This is a genomic window from Streptomyces sp. NPDC059398, from assembly GCF_042751845.1.
GTDB lineage: Bacteria > Actinomycetota > Actinomycetes > Streptomycetales > Streptomycetaceae > Streptomyces.
In genome coordinates this window covers 1-16,371 of sequence record NZ_JBHYWP010000136.1, presented here as the reverse complement: position 1 = coordinate 16,371, position 16,371 = coordinate 1, and the positions used below count along the sequence as shown (strand labels likewise).

General features: G+C 71.5%; 14 protein-coding genes. 3 read left to right on the top strand and 11 right to left on the bottom strand.

Features of this window, described 5'->3' with window-relative positions; translation table 11 throughout:
- Positions 1-138: 138 nt before the first annotated feature.
- The 4 genes from infB to rimP form a co-directional block, all read right to left on the bottom strand.
- On the bottom strand, positions 139-3,231 hold the full coding sequence (gene infB, locus ACFXBC_RS32495; protein WP_385032782.1) for a translation initiation factor IF-2: 3,093 nt from the start codon (positions 3,229-3,231) through the stop codon (positions 139-141).
- A gap of 147 nt (positions 3,232-3,378) precedes the next feature.
- Positions 3,379-3,612: a YlxR family protein gene (locus tag ACFXBC_RS32490; protein ID WP_385032779.1), complete on the bottom strand. Its 234-nt coding sequence runs from the start codon at positions 3,610-3,612 to the stop codon at positions 3,379-3,381.
- Positions 3,613-3,775: 163 nt separating this feature from the next.
- Positions 3,776-4,789: a transcription termination factor NusA gene (gene nusA / locus ACFXBC_RS32485; RefSeq protein ID WP_385032776.1), complete on the bottom strand. Its 1,014-nt coding sequence runs from the start codon at positions 4,787-4,789 to the stop codon at positions 3,776-3,778.
- Positions 4,790-4,791: 2 nt separating this feature from the next.
- On the bottom strand, positions 4,792-5,289 hold the full coding sequence (gene rimP / locus ACFXBC_RS32480) for a ribosome maturation factor RimP (RefSeq protein WP_385032773.1): 498 nt from the start codon (positions 5,287-5,289) through the stop codon (positions 4,792-4,794).
- A 181-nt stretch (positions 5,290-5,470) separates the two neighbouring features.
- Here rimP and ACFXBC_RS32475 point away from each other — a divergent pair, with 181 nt between their 5' ends.
- The 3 genes from ACFXBC_RS32475 to ACFXBC_RS32465 are packed head-to-tail and all read left to right on the top strand — an operon-like array spanning position 5,471 to position 7,340.
- Positions 5,471-5,989 carry a hypothetical protein gene (locus ACFXBC_RS32475; protein WP_385032770.1) on the top strand — a complete coding sequence of 173 codons (519 nt, stop codon included), beginning with the start codon at positions 5,471-5,473 and terminating at the stop codon, positions 5,987-5,989.
- Positions 5,989-6,441 carry a ferritin-like domain-containing protein gene (locus ACFXBC_RS32470; protein ID WP_385032767.1) on the top strand — a complete coding sequence of 151 codons (453 nt, stop codon included), beginning with the start codon at positions 5,989-5,991 and terminating at the stop codon, positions 6,439-6,441. The genes ACFXBC_RS32475 and ACFXBC_RS32470 overlap by 1 nt, the downstream gene beginning before the upstream one ends.
- On the top strand, positions 6,438-7,340 hold the full coding sequence (locus ACFXBC_RS32465) for an aminoglycoside phosphotransferase family protein (RefSeq protein WP_385032764.1): 903 nt from the start codon (positions 6,438-6,440) through the stop codon (positions 7,338-7,340). Before ACFXBC_RS32470 ends, ACFXBC_RS32465 begins: the two co-directional genes overlap by 4 nt.
- A gap of 136 nt (positions 7,341-7,476) precedes the next feature.
- Here the strand turns inward: ACFXBC_RS32465 and ACFXBC_RS32460 are convergent, their stop codons facing one another.
- From ACFXBC_RS32460 to aroA, 7 genes are all read right to left on the bottom strand, one after another.
- Entirely contained in the window at positions 7,477-9,171 is a 1,695-nt protein-coding gene (locus ACFXBC_RS32460) for a proline--tRNA ligase (RefSeq protein WP_385032761.1), read from the bottom strand.
- Positions 9,172-9,272: 101 nt separating this feature from the next.
- Positions 9,273-9,824, bottom strand: coding sequence for a GNAT family N-acetyltransferase (locus ACFXBC_RS32455; RefSeq protein ID WP_385032758.1), 552 nt, complete (start codon positions 9,822-9,824; stop codon positions 9,273-9,275).
- A 30-nt stretch (positions 9,825-9,854) separates the two neighbouring features.
- Positions 9,855-10,700: a GNAT family N-acetyltransferase gene (locus ACFXBC_RS32450; RefSeq protein WP_385032755.1), complete on the bottom strand. Its 846-nt coding sequence runs from the start codon at positions 10,698-10,700 to the stop codon at positions 9,855-9,857.
- 348 nt (positions 10,701-11,048) lie between these two features.
- Positions 11,049-12,203, bottom strand: coding sequence for a flavodoxin-dependent (E)-4-hydroxy-3-methylbut-2-enyl-diphosphate synthase (gene ispG, locus ACFXBC_RS32445; protein ID WP_385032752.1), 1,155 nt, complete (start codon positions 12,201-12,203; stop codon positions 11,049-11,051).
- A 184-nt stretch (positions 12,204-12,387) separates the two neighbouring features.
- Positions 12,388-13,692 carry a M50 family metallopeptidase gene (locus ACFXBC_RS32440; RefSeq protein ID WP_385032749.1) on the bottom strand — a complete coding sequence of 435 codons (1,305 nt, stop codon included), beginning with the start codon at positions 13,690-13,692 and terminating at the stop codon, positions 12,388-12,390.
- The gene (gene dxr, locus ACFXBC_RS32435) at positions 13,689-14,948 is read right to left on the bottom strand and encodes a 1-deoxy-D-xylulose-5-phosphate reductoisomerase (RefSeq protein WP_385032746.1); all 1,260 of its coding nucleotides are present in this window, start codon (positions 14,946-14,948) and stop codon (positions 13,689-13,691) included. Before dxr ends, ACFXBC_RS32440 begins: the two co-directional genes overlap by 4 nt.
- Before the next feature lie 109 nt (positions 14,949-15,057).
- Positions 15,058-16,320 carry a 3-phosphoshikimate 1-carboxyvinyltransferase gene (gene aroA / locus ACFXBC_RS32430; protein WP_385032743.1) on the bottom strand — a complete coding sequence of 421 codons (1,263 nt, stop codon included), beginning with the start codon at positions 16,318-16,320 and terminating at the stop codon, positions 15,058-15,060.
- Positions 16,321-16,371 lie beyond the last annotated feature (51 nt).

The window sequence follows — 16,371 nt, the reverse complement described above, 5'->3', positions numbered from 1 at the left end:
ACCCCGGGGGGGGGCCACCCCCCCCCCGCACCCCCCCCGGGCCGGGGCCCGCCCCCCATAACCCCCCGCCGCGCCCCCCCCCCCCCACCGCGCCTCCGGGGCTGCTGCCCCGGGGGTGCGGATCAACCGCGATACGGATCAGCCGCGGGGCTTCTCGCGCATCTCGTACGTCGCGATGACGTCGTCGATCTTGATGTCGTTGAAGTTGCCGAGGTTGATACCACCCTCGAACCCTTCGCGGATCTCGGTGACGTCGTCCTTGAAGCGGCGCAGACCGGAGATGTTGAGGTTCTCCGCGACGACCTTGCCGTCGCGCAGCAGGCGCGCCTTGGTGTTGCGCTTGACCTCGCCGGAGCGGACCAGCACACCGGCGATGTTGCCCAGCTTGGACGAGCGGAAGATCTCGCGGATCTCCGCCGTGCCGAGCTCGACCTCTTCGTACTCCGGCTTGAGCATGCCCTTGAGGGCCGCTTCGATCTCCTCGATCGCCTGGTAGATGACCGAGTAGTACCGGACGTCCACGCCTTCGCGCTCGGCCATCTGCTCGGCACGCCCCGCGGCGCGCACGTTGAAGCCGATGACGATGGCGTCGGAGCCGGTCGCCAGGTTGATGTCCGACTCGGTGACCGCACCCACACCGCGGTGCAGGATCCGGATGTCGACCTCTTCGCCGACGTCGAGCTGGAGCAGCGAGGACTCGAGAGCCTCCACCGAACCGGACGCGTCGCCCTTGATGATGAGGTTGAGCTCCTGGACCAGACCGGCCTTGAGCGCCTCGTCCAGGTTCTCCAGGGAGAACCGGACGCCCTTGCGGGCGAAGTTGGCGTTGCGCTCACGGGCGGCACGCTTCTCGGCGATCTGACGGGCCGTACGGTCCTCGTCGACGACCAGGAAGTTGTCGCCCGCACCCGGGACGTTGGTGAGACCCAGGACCAGGACGGGGGTCGAGGGACCCGCTTCCTGGACGTTCTGGCCGTTGTCGTCGAGCATCGCCCGGACCCGGCCGTACGCGTCGCCGACGACCATCGTGTCACCGATGCGCAGCGTGCCGCGCTGGACCAGGACGGTCGAGACGGCACCGCGGCCCTTGTCCAGGTGGGACTCGATCGCAATACCCTGCGCGTCCTGCTCCGGGTTGGCCCGCAGGTCGAGCGAGGCGTCGGCGGTGAGGACGACGGCCTCCAGGAGGGACTCGATGTTGAGGCCCTGCTTGGCGGAGATGTCGACGAACATCGTGTCGCCGCCGTACTCCTCGGCCACCAGACCGAACTCGGTGAGCTGACCGCGCACCTTGGTCGGGTCGGCGCCCTCGACGTCGATCTTGTTGACCGCGACCACGATCGGCACCTCGGCCGCCTTGGCGTGGTTCAGCGCCTCGATCGTCTGGGGCATCACACCGTCGTTGGCCGCCACCACGAGGATCGCGATGTCGGTCGACTTGGCACCACGGGCACGCATGGCGGTGAACGCCTCGTGACCCGGGGTGTCGATGAAGGTGATCCTGCGCTCTTCACCGTTGACCTCGGACGAGACCTGGTACGCACCGATGTGCTGCGTGATCCCGCCGGCCTCGCCCGCGACGACGTTCGTCTTGCGGATCGCGTCGAGGAGGCGCGTCTTACCGTGGTCGACGTGACCCATGACGGTCACCACCGGCGGACGCGAGACCAGGGCCTCTTCGCCGCCCTCGTCCTCGCCGAACTCGATGTCGAAGGACTCGAGCAGCTCGCGGTCCTCCTCCTCCGGGCTGACGATCTCCAGGACGTAGTTCATCTCGTCCGCGAGGAGCTTCAGCGTCTCGTCGGAGACGGACTGCGTGGCCGTGACCATCTCGCCGAGGTTCATCATCACGGCGACGAGCGACGCCGGGTTGGCGTTGATCTTCTCCGCGAAGTCGGTGAGGGAGGCACCGCGCGACAGCCGGACGGCCTGTCCGTTGCCGCGGGGCAGCATGACACCGCCCACCGACGGGGCCTGCATGGCCTCGTACTCCTGGCGCCTCTGCCGCTTCGACTTGCGGCCGCGGCGGGCAGGCCCGCCGGGACGGCCGAAGGCGCCCTGTGTGCCACCACGGCCACCGGGGCCGCCGGGACGGCCCGAGAAACCGGGACGGCCGCCGAAGCCACCACCGGGAGCGCCACCGCCGGGACGGCCGCCGAAGCCACCGCCGCCGGGACGGCCGCCGCCGGGACCTGCCGGACGTCCGGCGAAGCCGCCGCCGCCCGGACGGGCACCGCCGCCGGGACGGCCGGCGCCGCCGGGACCACGGCCGCCACCGCCGGGACCGCCACCGGGACGGGGGCTGGCAGCGGGACGCTGCGGCATCATGCCGGGGTTGGGACGGTTACCGCCGGGACCGCCGCCGGGGCGCGGAGCGCCGCCCTGCGGACGGGGCATGCCACCGGGGCTGGGACGGGCGCCGCCCTGGCCCTGGGGACGCGGAGCGCCACCGGGACCACCCTGCGGGCGCGGGCCGCCGGGGCGGTCCTGGCCGCCGCCGGGACGCGGGGCGCCACCGGGACGGGGTGCCTGCGGGCGGGCCATACCGGTGGAGCCACCGGAGGTGAACGGGTTGTTGCCCGGACGGGGACCGGACGGACGGTTGCCGCCGGGACGCGGGGCGCCCTGGCCGGCCGGCCGTGCCGGACGCTCGCCGCCGCGGCCACCGTCACGCTGACCGCCGGACGGGGCCGGACGGGCGTTGGTGGGACGGGGACCCGGGGTGGCGCCCGAGGGGCGCGGGGTCTGCGGCGTCGCCGGCTGGGCCGGTGCGGGCGCCGAGAACTCGGCCGCGGGAACCGGAGCCGCAGGACCGGGCCTGGCCGCGGGCTTGGGGCCGGGGCGCGGTCCGGGGGCGGCCGGAGACGGCGCCGACGGCGTGCTGGGAGCGCTGCTCTGCGGAGCCTCGGCGGCGGCCGGCTTGGGGGCCGGGGCGCCGGGCTTCGGGGCAGCGGGACGGGCCGCGGCGGCCGGAGACGGCGCCGCGGGAGTGGAACCCGCACGGGGTGCGGGGGAGGGCGCTGCCTTGCGGGGCGCGCCAGGCTTGGCAGCGGACTTGCCGGCGTTGCCGCCGGGCCCCTGCAAAGCGTCAGTCAACTTGCGCACGACCGGCGCCTCGATCGTCGAGGACGCCGAACGTACGAATTCACCGAGTTCTTGGAGCTTGGCCATGACGACCTTGCTCTCAACTCCGAACTCCTTGGCGAGTTCGTATACCCGGACCTTAGCCACTTCGCTCCTTTTAGGTCCGGGTTACCGCCGGACCGTCGCTACTTCATGGGCGTACTCATCGCGTACTCATCGAGTGCTCATCGCAATCTCGACCTACTTCCAACTCGCGAGGTACCTGACCGCACGGGGACCCGTGCCGTTCACTTATTACGGTGCTGCCTGCCCGACATACTGGGTCAGCTCCGCGCTGTCGAGCGGACCCCTGACCTTGAAGGCCCTGGAGAACGCCCGGCGGCGGACCGCCAGGTCGAGGCAGACCGAGGCGGGGTGCAGATACGCACCCCGGCCGGGCAGCGTACCGCGCGGATCGGGGACGCATTGGCCCCCGACCACGACGATGCGCAGCAGTTCGCTCTTGGCCGTCCGCTTCCGGCATCCCACGCAGGTTCGCTCGGGGCACGCTCGGTCGACTGTCCGGCCAGACGCGTTCAAGTCTACCTCCCCGTAACGACCCCACCCGATGGGGGCAGGAATCGAACGGATGTTGTCCGGAAGTTCTCCGGAATCGTGCGGATACGGTCCCGGCGCCCGGCCGGGACCGGCCTCAGTCCTGCTGGGCCCGGCTGTCGGACGGGCCGCTGTCCGGCTCGGTGTCCGGGCGGATGTCGATGCGCCAGCCGGTGAGCCGGGCGGCGAGGCGGGCGTTCTGCCCCTCCTTGCCGATGGCCAGCGAGAGCTGGTAGTCGGGGACCGTGACCCGCGCCGACCGGGCGGCGAGGTCGACGATCTCGACCTTGCTGACCCGGGCCGGTGAGAGGGCACTGGCCACCAGCTCGGCCGGGTCGTCCGACCAGTCCACGATGTCGATCTTCTCGCCGAGCAGCTCGGCCATGACGTTGCGCACCCGGCTGCCCATCGGACCGATGCAGGCGCCCTTCGGGTTGAGCCCCGACCGGGTCGAGCGCACGGCGATCTTGCTGCGGTGGCCGGCCTCGCGGGCGATGGCCTCGATGACGACCGAGCCGTCCGCGATCTCCGGGACCTCCAGCGCGAAGAGCTTCTTCACCAGGTTGGGGTGGGTGCGCGAGAGGGTCACGGACGGGCCGCGGACCCCCTTGGCCACCCGGACCACATAGGTGCGCAGCCGCAGCCCGTGCGAGTAGGTCTCGCCGGGCACCTGCTCCTGCACCGGCAGGATGGCCTCCAGCTTGCCGATGTCGACCAGTACGTTCCGCGGGTCCTTGCCCTGCTGGACGACGCCGGCGACGACATCGCCCTCGCGCCCGGCGTACTCGCCGAAGGTCAGGTCGTCCTCCGCGTCCCGCAGCCGCTGCAGGATGACCTGCTTGGCGGTGGTCGCGGCGATCCGGCCGAAGTCGGACGGGGTGTCGTCGAACTCCCGGGCCTCCTGGCCCTCTTCGAGGTCGGCCGGGTCCTCCTTCGCCCAGACCGTCACATGACCGTTGTCGTGGTCGAGACGCACGCGGGCGAGACGGCGGCTTCCCTCGGTGCGGTGGTAGGCGATGAGGAGGGCCGACTCGATCGCCTCGACCAGCAGGTCGAAGGAGATCTCCTTCTCCTTCGCCAAGCCCTTCAGAAGCTTTACGTCGATGTCCATGGCTACGCCTCCTCTTCCTTCTTGTCCTTGCGGTTGAATTCCAGCTCGACGCGCGCCCTGGCGATCTCGGCGAACCCGACCCGGCGGGCGGTGGGCTTGCGCCCCTTCACGCCCGGTACTTCGAGGTCGAGGCCGTCGGTGTCCACCGCGAGGATGCGCGCGACCAGCTCGTCGCCCCCGGTCAGCGTCAGCCTGGCCAGCCGGCCGGTGGCCCGTACGTAGTGGCGGTGTTCCGTCAGCGGGCGGTCGGCCCCCGGTGAGGTGACTTCGAGTACGTACTCGCCGTCGCCCATCACATCGCTCTCGTCGAGCTTCTCGGAGACGGCCCGGCTCAGCTCGGCGCAGGTGTCCAGCTCGACGCCGTCCTCGGAGTCCACGGTGATCCTCAGCACGCCACGCCGGCCGGCCCGGGAGACTTCGACCTCTTCCAGTTCCAGGTCCTTGGCGGCGACGAGCGGTTCCAGCAGCCCGCGCAGCCTCTCGCTCTGGGTGGTGCTCATCCGGGTGACTCCTCGGCCGCGTGTGCTGTTGTGGGATCGGCGTGTTTCTCGATCGCCGCGTGTCTGATCGTCGCGTGTCAGATCAAAGGGTATCCGGTCGCCAGGGGTGTTGCCGTCCTCGCTGTGTTGACCCGAAGGTACGCTCGCCTGCGGTGATCACTTCGGGCCGAGGGAGAGACACGTGCTGGGCACGGGGACCACACGCAGGGGTGTACTGGGCGCGACGGCGGCTGCCGGTGCCGCACTCCTGACCGGCTGTTCGGACCGGTCCGACGCCCACCGTACACAGGGAGCGGCGGCCCTCAGCGCCGGAACGGTTCTGCGGCAGCGCTCCGCGCGGACCAGCGGCGCTCTGCTCGCCCTGTACGACGCGGTGCTCGCCCAGCACCGGGACGCGGCGACGGAGAAGCTGGCGGCCCCGCTGCGGGACACCGTGGCGCTGCATGTCAAGGCGCTGGCGGCGCCCGCGCCGTCCCCGGCGCCCGTGCCGACCCGCAAGGCCTCCCCCGCGCCCGCGCCGCCCGCGGTGCCGGCGGACCTCGGGGCCGCCCTGAAGGCACTGGCGGCGGCCGAGCGGCGTGCCACCGACGCCCATACCGCGGCACTCGCCGATGCCCCGCCCGAGCTGGCGCGACTGCTGGCCTCGCTCGCGGCGGCGTCCGCCGTCCACGCGTATCTGCTGACCCGGGGGGACCACTGATGAGCGCACGCGAAGCGGCGCAGGCCGCGCTGGCGGCCGAGCACGCGGCCGTGTACGGGTACGGCGTCGTCGGCGGCCGGGTCTCCGCGGCGCGCAGGGCCGAGGCGCACCAGGCGTACGACGCCCACCGGGCCAGGCGTGACGCGCTGGTCCGCACCGTGCGCGATCTGGGCGGCAAGCCGGTCGCGGCGTCGGCCGCCTATGCGCTGCCCTTCGACGTGGCGGAACAGGCCGACGCGGTCCGGCTGGCCGCGGTGCTGGAGGACCGGGTGGCCGATGTCTACTCCGACCTGGTGCGGGCCGCGCGGGGGCCGCTGCGCCACGAGGCGGCGCTGGCGCTGCGGGAGGCCGCGGTGCGCGCTGCGCGGTGGCGCGGCGACGGCAGCGTAGCCTTTCCGGGGCTCGCCGAGCGGGCCCCGACAAGCGCCGGAAAGGGAACCACGCACGCATGACTTTCGAACCGCCGCAGCGGCTTGTCAGGGCGCTCGGCGAGACGTACGGGGACGCCGCGGCCGCCGACTGGTTCAGCGGGATTCAGACTGATATGCAAGGGGCCATCGGCGTACGGGAGTTGACCGCCGAACGGGTGCAGGCCCCGGGCGGCAGGAGCGCCCTGATCGTGCTGGTGCGCCGCTCCGGCGGCGAGCATGCGGTGCTCAAGCTGGCCCCGCCCTTCGCCCGGCCCGATCTGGAGCGGGCCGCGCTGGCGCACTGGAGCGGGTGGGGCGCCGTGCGGCTGCTCGACGACGCGGCCCCCGGTGACACCGCGCTGCTCCTGGAGCGTCTGCACCCGGAGGTCTCGCTGCACTCGCTCCCGGAGGCCAAGGCGTTGCTCGAAGCCGCGGGGACGGTGCGCAAGCTCTGGGTGACGCCGCCGGACGGGCACGGTTTCGAGACGGTGGCCGAGCGGACCGCCCGGCAGGCCGCGGCGATGCGCGCGAAGGCAGAGCCGCTGGTGGTCCCGCTGGTCGACGCGGCGCTAGGGGCCCGTGACGAGCTGCTCGTCTCGGCTCCGGAGAGCGTGCTGCTGCACGGCAACTTCCGCCAGAGCAAGGTGCTCGCGGGTGAGCGGGCCCCCTGGCTCGCGGTGGGTCCGGATCCGGTGGTCGGTGAGCGCGCCTACGACCTGGCCCGGCTGGTGCGCGACCGGGTGGACGATCTGGTCGCGGCGGCCGTGGGCCCCTCCACGGTACGGCGGCGGGTGAACCGGCTGGCGGACTCGCTGGAGGTCGAGCACGCGCGGCTGCACGGCTGGACCCTGTTCCGGGCGGTCGAGTCGGGGGTGCGGGCGATCGCGGCCGGACGGCGGCAGGACGGGGAGCTGCTGCTGGAGTTCGCGGGCTGGCTCTGACGCGTACGGGCGGGCGGGGAGTGCTTCCGCTCCCCCGGCCCGCCCGGCCCGTACGCGTGTCTGCCGGAGCGCAGGACCGGCGCGTGTGCCCCGGCCGGCCGCCATGGGAGGCCGACCGGGGCAGCCGGTCAGCCGGTCAGCCGGCCAGCCGGGTGAGCGCCTCGGCGACCGTGAGCTCCTCGCGCTCGCCCGTGCGCCGGTCCTTGAGTTCCAGGACGCCGTCCGCCGCCCGGCGGCCCGCGACCAGGATCTGCGGGACGCCGATCAGCTCGGAGTCGGTGAACTTCACTCCGGGAGAGACCCCGGCGCGGTCGTCGACCAGCACCCGCACACCGGCCGAGGCCAGCTTCTCGGCGACGTCCAGGGCCAGTTCGGTCTGGAGCGCCTTGCCCGCGGCGACCACGTGCACATCGGCCGGTGCGACCTCCTTGTTCCAGCACAGCCCCTTGTCGTCGGCGGACTGCTCGGCGAGCGCGGCGACGGCACGCGAGACGCCGATGCCGTACGAGCCCATCGTGACCCGGACCGGCTTGCCCTGCTGGCCCAGCACATCGAGCTGGAAGGTGTCCGCGTACTTGCGGCCCAGCTGGAAGATGTGGCCGATCTCGATCGCGCGGTCCAGCTTGAGGCCGGTGCCGCAGGCGGGGCAGGGGTCGCCGGGCTCGACGACCACCACGTCGAGGTAGTCGTCCACCTCGAAGTCACGTCCGGCGACGACGTCGCGCGTGTGCTTGCCGGGCTTGTTGGCGCCGGTGATCCAGGCCGTACCGGCCGCGACCCGCGGATCGGCGATGTAGCGGACCTTTTCGAGGCCCTGCGGGCCGACATAGCCGCGCACCAGGTCCGGGCGGCCCTCGAAGTCCTCGGCGGTGACCAGCTCGACCACGGCGGGGGCCAGGTGTTCGCCCAGCTTGCCGAGGTCGACCTCGCGGTGGCCGGGCACGCCGACGGCGACGATCTCACCGTCGACCTTGACCAGCAGGTTCTTCAGGGTGGCGGAAGCGGGCACCCCCAGGTGCGCGGCCAGCGTCTCGATCGTCGGGGTGTCGGGTGTGTCCAGCTCCTCGGCAGGGCCGTGTTCCGTGCCGTCCGCCGCGGGGGCCTTGAAGGTGACCGCCTCGGTGTTGGCCGCGTAGTCGCAGTTCGGGCAGTCCACGAAGGTGTCCTCGCCTGCGGCGGCCGGGGCCAGGAACTCCTCGGAGGCCGAGCCGCCCATCGCGCCGGAGACGGCGGAGACGATCCGGTGGTCGAGACCGAGGCGCTCGAAGATCCGGATGTACGCCTCGCGGTGCAGCCGGTAGGACTCGGCCAGGCCCTCGTCCGTGGTGTCGAAGGAGTACGAGTCCTTCATCTGGAACTCACGGCCGCGCAGCACGCCGGAGCGCGGACGCGCCTCGTCCCGGTACTTCGTCTGGATCTGGTAGAGCATCACCGGCAGGTCCTTGTAGGACGTGCACTGGTCCTTGACGGTCTGGGTGAAGATCTCCTCGTGGGTGGGGCCGAGGAGGTAGTCGGCGCCCTTGCGGTCCTTGAGGCGGAAGAGGAGGTCGCCGTACTCCTCCCAGCGGCCGGACGCCTCGTAGGGCTCCTTGGGCAGCAGGGCGGGGAGCAGGACCTCCTGCGCGCCGATGCCGTCCATCTCCTCGCGCACCACGCGGGAGACGTTGTCGAGGACCTTCTTGCCCAGCGGCAGCCAGGTCCAGATCCCGGCCGCGTTGCGGCGTACGTAACCGGCGCGGACCAGGAGCTTGTGGCTGAGCGTCTCCGCGTCCGCCGGGTCGTCGCGCAAGGTCTTGACCATCAACCGGGACATGCGCTGGACCTGGGCCATGGTGACTCTCCTGCTTGGCTGTGTTTTCCGGGGGACGCCCCCCGGACCCCCGTCGGTGATGTCAGGAGGTTAACCGTGTCCGGCGGGCGGGCGGAAATCGGTTATTGCCCGGGCGGTCGCGGGCGCAGCAGCGGGAGCGGGGCGCCCATCACGGCGTACGGCATTCCCGCGCTGGGGAAGTGGACCTGCCGTGCGAGGTCCGTGTACCCCAGGGAGCGGTAGAGACCGCGGGCCGGGGACTCGCGGTCGATGGCCGAGAGGATCGACCGGGGTTCGGCGGCGCCGTCGGTGATCCCGGTGATCAGTGCGCGGCCGGTGCCCCGGCCCTGGAAGCCGGGGTGGACGTGCAGTTCGGTGATGACGAAGGAGTCGTCGAGCCAGAAGTCGGAGCCGGTGGCGCGCAGATACGGCTCGACGACCGTGGACCACCAGTGGGCGCGGCTGTTGGGCATCCCGTACACGAAGCCGACGAGCCGGCCGTCGGGTGCGGTCGCACCGAGGGCGCGGGCGCCCGGGTTCTGCAGATGGCGCAGCACGATGTGGCGGCGTACGGCGACCTCGGCCTCGCTGAGGCCGAACGCGACGGCCTGTACGGCCAGCGCCTCGTCCACTCGTCCGGCGAGATCGACCGGTCCGACCGCTGCGTCATCCATGGTCGGCACCCTAGCCCCACAGCTGCGGTGTCAGAACAGGACGCTCATGAACGACCCGACCTCACGGAAGCCGACCCGGCGGTAGGAGGCGCGGGCCGCGGCGTTGAAGTCGTTGACGTACAGGCTGACCACGGGGGCGACATCGGCGAGCGCGTAGCGCAGGACGGCCGCCATGCCCGTCTCGGAGAGGCCGCGGCCGCGGAACTCGGGGGCGACCCAGACTCCCTGGATCTGGCAGGCCAGCGCGGTGGCGGCACCGATCTCGGCCTTGAACACGACCTGGCCGTTCTCGATGCGGGCGAACGAGCGGCCGGAGCCGACCAGTTCGGCGACGCGCGCCTGGTAGAGAAGCCCGCCGTCCCCCGCCATCGGCGAGACACCGACCTCCTCGGTGAACATGGCCACACACGCGGGCATGATCACTTCCAGCTCGTCCTTGCGGATCCGGCGGACCAGCGGGTCGGGCGTGATGTCGGGCGACGGCTCATCGGTGAGCATCAGCGGCTGGTGGGCGCGGACGTCGCGCGCGGGGCCCCAGCTCGGTTCGAGGAGCTGCCAGAGCAGCGCGGTGGACTCGGCGGGTCCCACGATGGAGGAGCAGCGGCGGCCGGCCCGGCGGGCGCGTTCGGCGAAGGCGCGTACGGCTTCGGGGCCCGCGCAGATGGGGACGAGGTTGGCGCCCGAGTAGCAGAGCGAGCGGAGCCTGCCCCCGGTGTACCAGCCCCACATCTCGCCGCCGAGCCGCCAGGGGTCGAGTCCGGCGACCTGGACGCGGGAGGTCACGAAGGCGTTGACGACGGGGTCGCTGTGCAGGATTTCGAGCGCCGCGTCGAGTTCGCCGGGTTCGAGGACCCGGGTGGTGGTCTGCGTCAACACAAGGGTCGCTCCAACGCTCCTTCGGGGCATGTCACGGCATCGCGCTTCTTGCTAGCGTTGCAGCGCGCCTGTCCGGCATCGGCCGGGGATGGCCGATGCGTCACCGCGAGAAGCCCCTCGGGGGCGGAGTCACACGGTCTGCTGGTCTCCGAACTGTACCCGGAGATGGTTCGCAGCACCGCTCGCGCGGGAGAAGGCCCTGTCCCCGGGGCTCCCTCAGGGGTTGCACCGTTGTGCACAGGGCCTTGTCCCACGCGCCGCCGGAGCGGTCCAGCCGACGAGCACTCAGCTATGACGGAGCACTCGGCTATGCAGGACCCAGCTATGGAGCACTGAGCTACGGAGCACTCAGCTGACGGACACCGCGGGCTCGCCGGAGGCGATGCCGTCGCGTTCCATCTGCTCGGCGATCTTCATGGCCTCTTCGATGAGGGTCTCGACGATCTTCGACTCGGGCACGGTCTTGATGACCTCGCCCTTCACGAAGATCTGGCCCTTGCCGTTCCCGGACGCCACGCCCAGGTCGGCCTCGCGCGCCTCGCCGGGACCGTTGACGACACAGCCCATCACGGCGACGCGCAGTGGGACCTCCATGCCCTCAAGACCGGCGGTGACCTGGTCGGCCAGCTTGTACACATCGACCTGGGCCCGGCCGCAGGAGGGGCACGAGACGATCTCCAGGCGGCGCTGCCTGAGGTTGAGCGACTCCAGGATCTGGATGCCGACCTTGACCTCCTCGGCGGGCGGCGCCGAGAGCGAGACCCGGATCGTGTCGCCGATGCCCTCGCTGAGCAGCGCGCCGAAGGCCACGGCGGACTTGATGGTCCCCTGGAAGGCGGGGCCGGCCTCGGTGACACCCAGGTGCAGCGGGTAGTCGGACTGCGCGGCCAGCTGCCGGTAGGCGTTGACCATGACCACCGGGTCGTTGTGCTTGACCGAGATCTTGATGTCGCGGAAACCGTGCTCCTCGAAGAGCGAGGCCTCCCACAGCGCGGACTCGACCAGCGCCTCGGGCGTCGCCTTGCCGTACTTCTTCAGCAGCCGCGCGTCCAGCGAGCCCGCGTTCACGCCGATCCGGATCGGTGTCCCGGCGGCGGAGGCCGCGAGCGCGATCTCCTTCACCTTGTCGTCGAACTGCTTGATGTTGCCCGGATTCACCCGCACCGCCGCACATCCGGCGTCGATGGCCGCGAAGACGTACTTCGGCTGGAAGTGGATATCGGCGATGACCGGAATCTGCGACTTCTTCGCGATCGTCGCCAGCGCGTCCGCGTCGTCCTGCGTCGGGCACGCCACCCGTACGATCTGGCAGCCCGAGGCCGTCAGCTCCGCGATCTGCTGAAGCGTCGCCCCGATGTCCGAGGTCCGGGTCGTGGTCATCGACTGCACCGAGACGGGTGCGTCTCCTCCGACGGCCACCGAGCCGACCTGAATCCTGCGGCTGATCCTCCGGTCGGCGAGCTTGGTCGGAACGTCCGGCATTCCGAGAGAAATCGCAGTCATGCGCAGTGCATCCCCAAGGGTGTGGATCGAGGTCCCGGAATCAACGGGCTTCGGCCACCGAGATTACGTCACGCGGGGCAGCACACGAACACCCGCGCCCGTAAACCACCCAAAGGTGAGCGGCCGCACACCGGGGGTGTGCGGCCGTCGCAGCGCCGTGTCTTGCGGCGTTTCCCAGGGCCTCTCAGGTGATTTTGACGGGGTTCACGATGTCGGCGACCAGGACGAGCAGGGTGAAGCAGACGAAGACCCCCGCGACGACGTACGCCACCGGCATCAGCTTCGCGACGTCGAACGGGCCGGGGTCGGGCCGCTTGAAGACCTTGGCCAGATTGCGCCGCAGCGCCTCCCACAGGGCTCCCGCGATATGGCCGCCGTCCAGGGGCAGCAGCGGAAGCATGTTGAAGAGGAAGAGCGACAGATTGAACCCGGCCAGCAGGAACAGCATCATCGCCAGCTGGTTCTGCGCGGGCACGTGCAGGGTCATGACCTCGCCGCCGATCCGGGCGGCACCGACCACGCCGACCGGCGAGTCGGCCTTGCGCTGACCGCCGTCGAAGGCGGCGTTCCACAGGTCCGGGATCTTGGACGGCAGCGCGACGATCGAGTCGACGCCGTTCTCCACCATGTCGCCCATCCGGCCCACCGACGCGCCGAACGACAGCGGTTTGATCTCGGTCTGCGCGGCGAAGCCGAGATAGCCGGCCGGGACGAACTTGCCGGGGACCACGTCCCCGTTGGAGTCCTTGCGGGCCACCATGTTCTTGGCGAGGTCGGCGTGCAGGGTCTGCTGCTTGCCGTCGCGTACCACGGTGAGGGTGGCCGGGCCGATGGTGTCGCGGATGTGGTCCGACAGATCGCCCCAGGTGGAGACCTTCGCGCCGTCGAATGCGACGATCTTGTCGCCCGTCTTCAGGCCCGCGGCCCTGGCCGGTGAGACCGGGTCGCCCTTCTCGCAGGTCTGGCGCTTCTCGCTCTGCGAGATCACGCACTTCTGCACGCCCGCCACCTGCGTGGTCTGTGTCTCGAAGCCGAAGGACATCGCGACCCCGACGAAGATCACCACCGCGAGGACCAGGTTCATGAAGGGACCGGCGAACATCACGATGACGCGCTTCCACGGCTTGCGGGTGTAGAACAGCCGCTCCTCGTCGCCCTCCTCCAGCTCCTCGAACGCCGCCGACCTGGCGTCCTCGACCATGGAGCGCCACGGCGAGGTGGACCGGGACTCGATCCTGCCGTCCGGACCCGGCGGGAACATGCCGATCATGCGGATGTAGCCGCCGGCCGGGATCGCCTTGAACCCGTACTCCGTGTCGCCCTTCTTCCGTGACCAGATGGTCGGGCCGAAGCCGACCATGTACTGCGGGACGCGGATACCGAAGAGCTTCGCCGTCGAGAGGTGGCCCAGCTCGTGCCAGGCGATGGAGAAGAGCAGCCCGAAGACAAAAATGACGATGCCGATGACCGTCATCACGATCGTGGTCATACGCGAGCCTCCGCTGTGGCCTTCCGGGCGAGTTCACGGGCCCGGGCGCGTGCCCAGGTCTCCGCCTGCAGGACGTCCGCGACCGTCAGAGAAGTTCCCGCACCGGGCTCGCCATGTTCGGCCACGACTGCGGTGACCGTATCCATAATCCCGTTGAAGGGCAGCTTTCCGGCCAGGAAGGCGTCGACGCTCTCCTCGTTCGCCGCGTTGAAGACGGCGGGGGCCGTGCCGCCCAGCGCCCCGACGTGCCTGGCCAGCCCGACGGACGGGAAGGCCTCGGTGTCCAGCGGGAAGAACTCCCAGCTGGACGCCTTCGTCCAGTCGAACGCGGGGGCCGCGTCCGGGATCCGCTGCGGCCAGCCGATGCCGACGGCGATCGGTCCGCTCATATCGGGCGGCGTGGCCTGGGCGATGGTCGAGCCGTCGGTGAACTCGACCATGGAGTGGACGTACGACTGGGGGTGCACGACGACCTCGATACGGTCGAACGGGACGTCGTAGAGCAGATGCGCCTCGATGACCTCCAGGCCCTTGTTGACCAGGGTCGCCGAGTTCACCGTGATGACCGGGCCCATCGCCCAGGTCGGGTGCGCCAGCGCGGCCTCCGGGGTGACATCGGCCAGTTCGGCCCTGGTACGGCCCCGGAAGGGCCCGCCGGACGCGGTGACGACCAGCTTGCGCACATCGGCGCGCTTGCCCGACGCCAGCGCCTGGAAGAGCGCGGCGTGCTCGGAGTCGACCGGGATGATCTGGGCGGGCTTGGCCAGCGCCTTCACCAGCGGGCCGCCGACGATCAGCGACTCCTTGTTGGCAAGGGCGAGGGTGCGCCCCGCGGTCAGTGCGGCGAGGGTGGGGGCGAGGCCGATGGAGCCGGTGATGCCGTTGAGCACCGTGTGGCAGTCGGACGCGGCGATTTCGGTGGCGGCCTCCGGCCCGGCCAGGATCTCCGGGAGCGGTTCGGAGCCGTACTGCGCGCCCAGCGCCTCGCGCAGTGCGGGCACGGCGTCCGCTCGGGCGACAGCGACGGTACGGACACCGAGTCGGCGCGCCTGCTCGGCGAGCAGGGCGACCCGCCCGCCGGCGGCGGAGAGCGCCGTCACCCGGAAGCGGTCGGGGTTGCGCAGCACCAGGTCGATGGCCTGGGTGCCGATGGACCCGGTCGAGCCGAGGACGACGATGTCCCGGCGTCCTTCGACGGGGTCGAAGACGGTGTGCGGGTCGGCGAGGGTGGCTGGGCTGTCGCTCATGCCCCCCATTGTTGCCGCATAAGGCGGGCGTCAGGACAGTGAGCCCCGGTTCGGGTGTGTGCGGGGTGTCCGGGCGGCGTCGCCGTGTGCGTACGGCGGCGGTTTCCCGGCGGGCACTTCACCACGAACGCCGCAGCTCCGCGAACGCCTCGTGGAAGCCGGGGAAGGTCTTCCGGACGCAGCCGGGGTCGTCGAAGGTGATGCCGGGCGTGCGCAGGCCGGTGACCGCGAAGGACATCACGATGCGGTGGTCGCCGTGGGTACGGATCAGGGCCGGCTCCGGCGCGCCCGGCCGGATCTCGATCCAGTCGGGGCCGGTGGCGGCCTCGACCCCGAGCGCCCGGAGGTTCTCCGCACACGCCTCAAGCCGGTCGCACTCCTTCACCCGGGTGTTGCCGACGTCCTCGATCCTGACCGGGCCCGACGCATACGGGGCGATCGCGGCCAGGGTCGGCATGGTGTCGGAGATGTCGCGCATGTTCACGGTGAGTCCGCCGAGGGTGCCGGGGCCGGTGACCGTGGTGCCGCTCGCGGTCGTACGGATGTCGGCGCCCATCCTGCCGAGCACCTCGACGAAGCGCAGATCGCCCTGGAGCGCGCCCGCGCCGAGGCCGGGGACGGTGACCGTCTGTCCGGTGACGGCGGCCGCCGCGAAGAAGTAGCTCGCCGTGGAGGCGTCGGGCTCGATGGCGTACTCGGTGGCGCGGTAGCCGCCGGACGGCACCGTGAACACGTTGCCCTCGCGGGCCACCGTGACGCCGAAGCTGCGCATCATCGCGAGCGTGATGCCGATGTACGGGGCGGAGACGAGGTCCGTGACGGTGATACGCAGCCCCGTGCGGGTGAGCGGGCCGAGCATGAGCAGCGCGGTGAGGTACTGCGACGACTGGCCCGCGTCGAGGGTCAGTTCGCCGCCCTCGATGCCGCGCGCGACGATCCGCAGCGGGTGGTGGCCATCCGCGCCCTCGTGGCGGAGGTCGACGCCCAGCTCCTGGAGTGCGCGGGTGAGCGGGGCCAGCGGGCGGCGGCGCATCTGGGCCGAGGCGTCGAAGCGGTAGGTGCCTCCGCCGCTGCCCGGGGAACCCGGGAACTCTCCCCTGCCCGCGGCGGCGAGGGCGGGCAGGAAGCGGGCGGTGGTGGCGCCGTCCCGGCAGTAGACGTCGGCCTCGGCCACCCCCGGCCCGGCCGGGCGCCCTTCGACCCGCCAGGCGTCCGGGCCGCGTTCCACCGCGTATCCGAGCCGGGTCAGGCCCTCGGCGAACCCCTCGGTGTCGTCGGAGACGAGAGGGCGCCGGAGCGTGGTGGTGCCGTCGGCCGCGGCGGCCAGGAAGAGGGCGCGCGCGGTCACGGACTTGGAGCCGGGGATTTCGGTCACGGTCACGGGCGGACATTCTGCCGTGCGCCCGCGACCGGGGCCTGGACGGTCCACGAT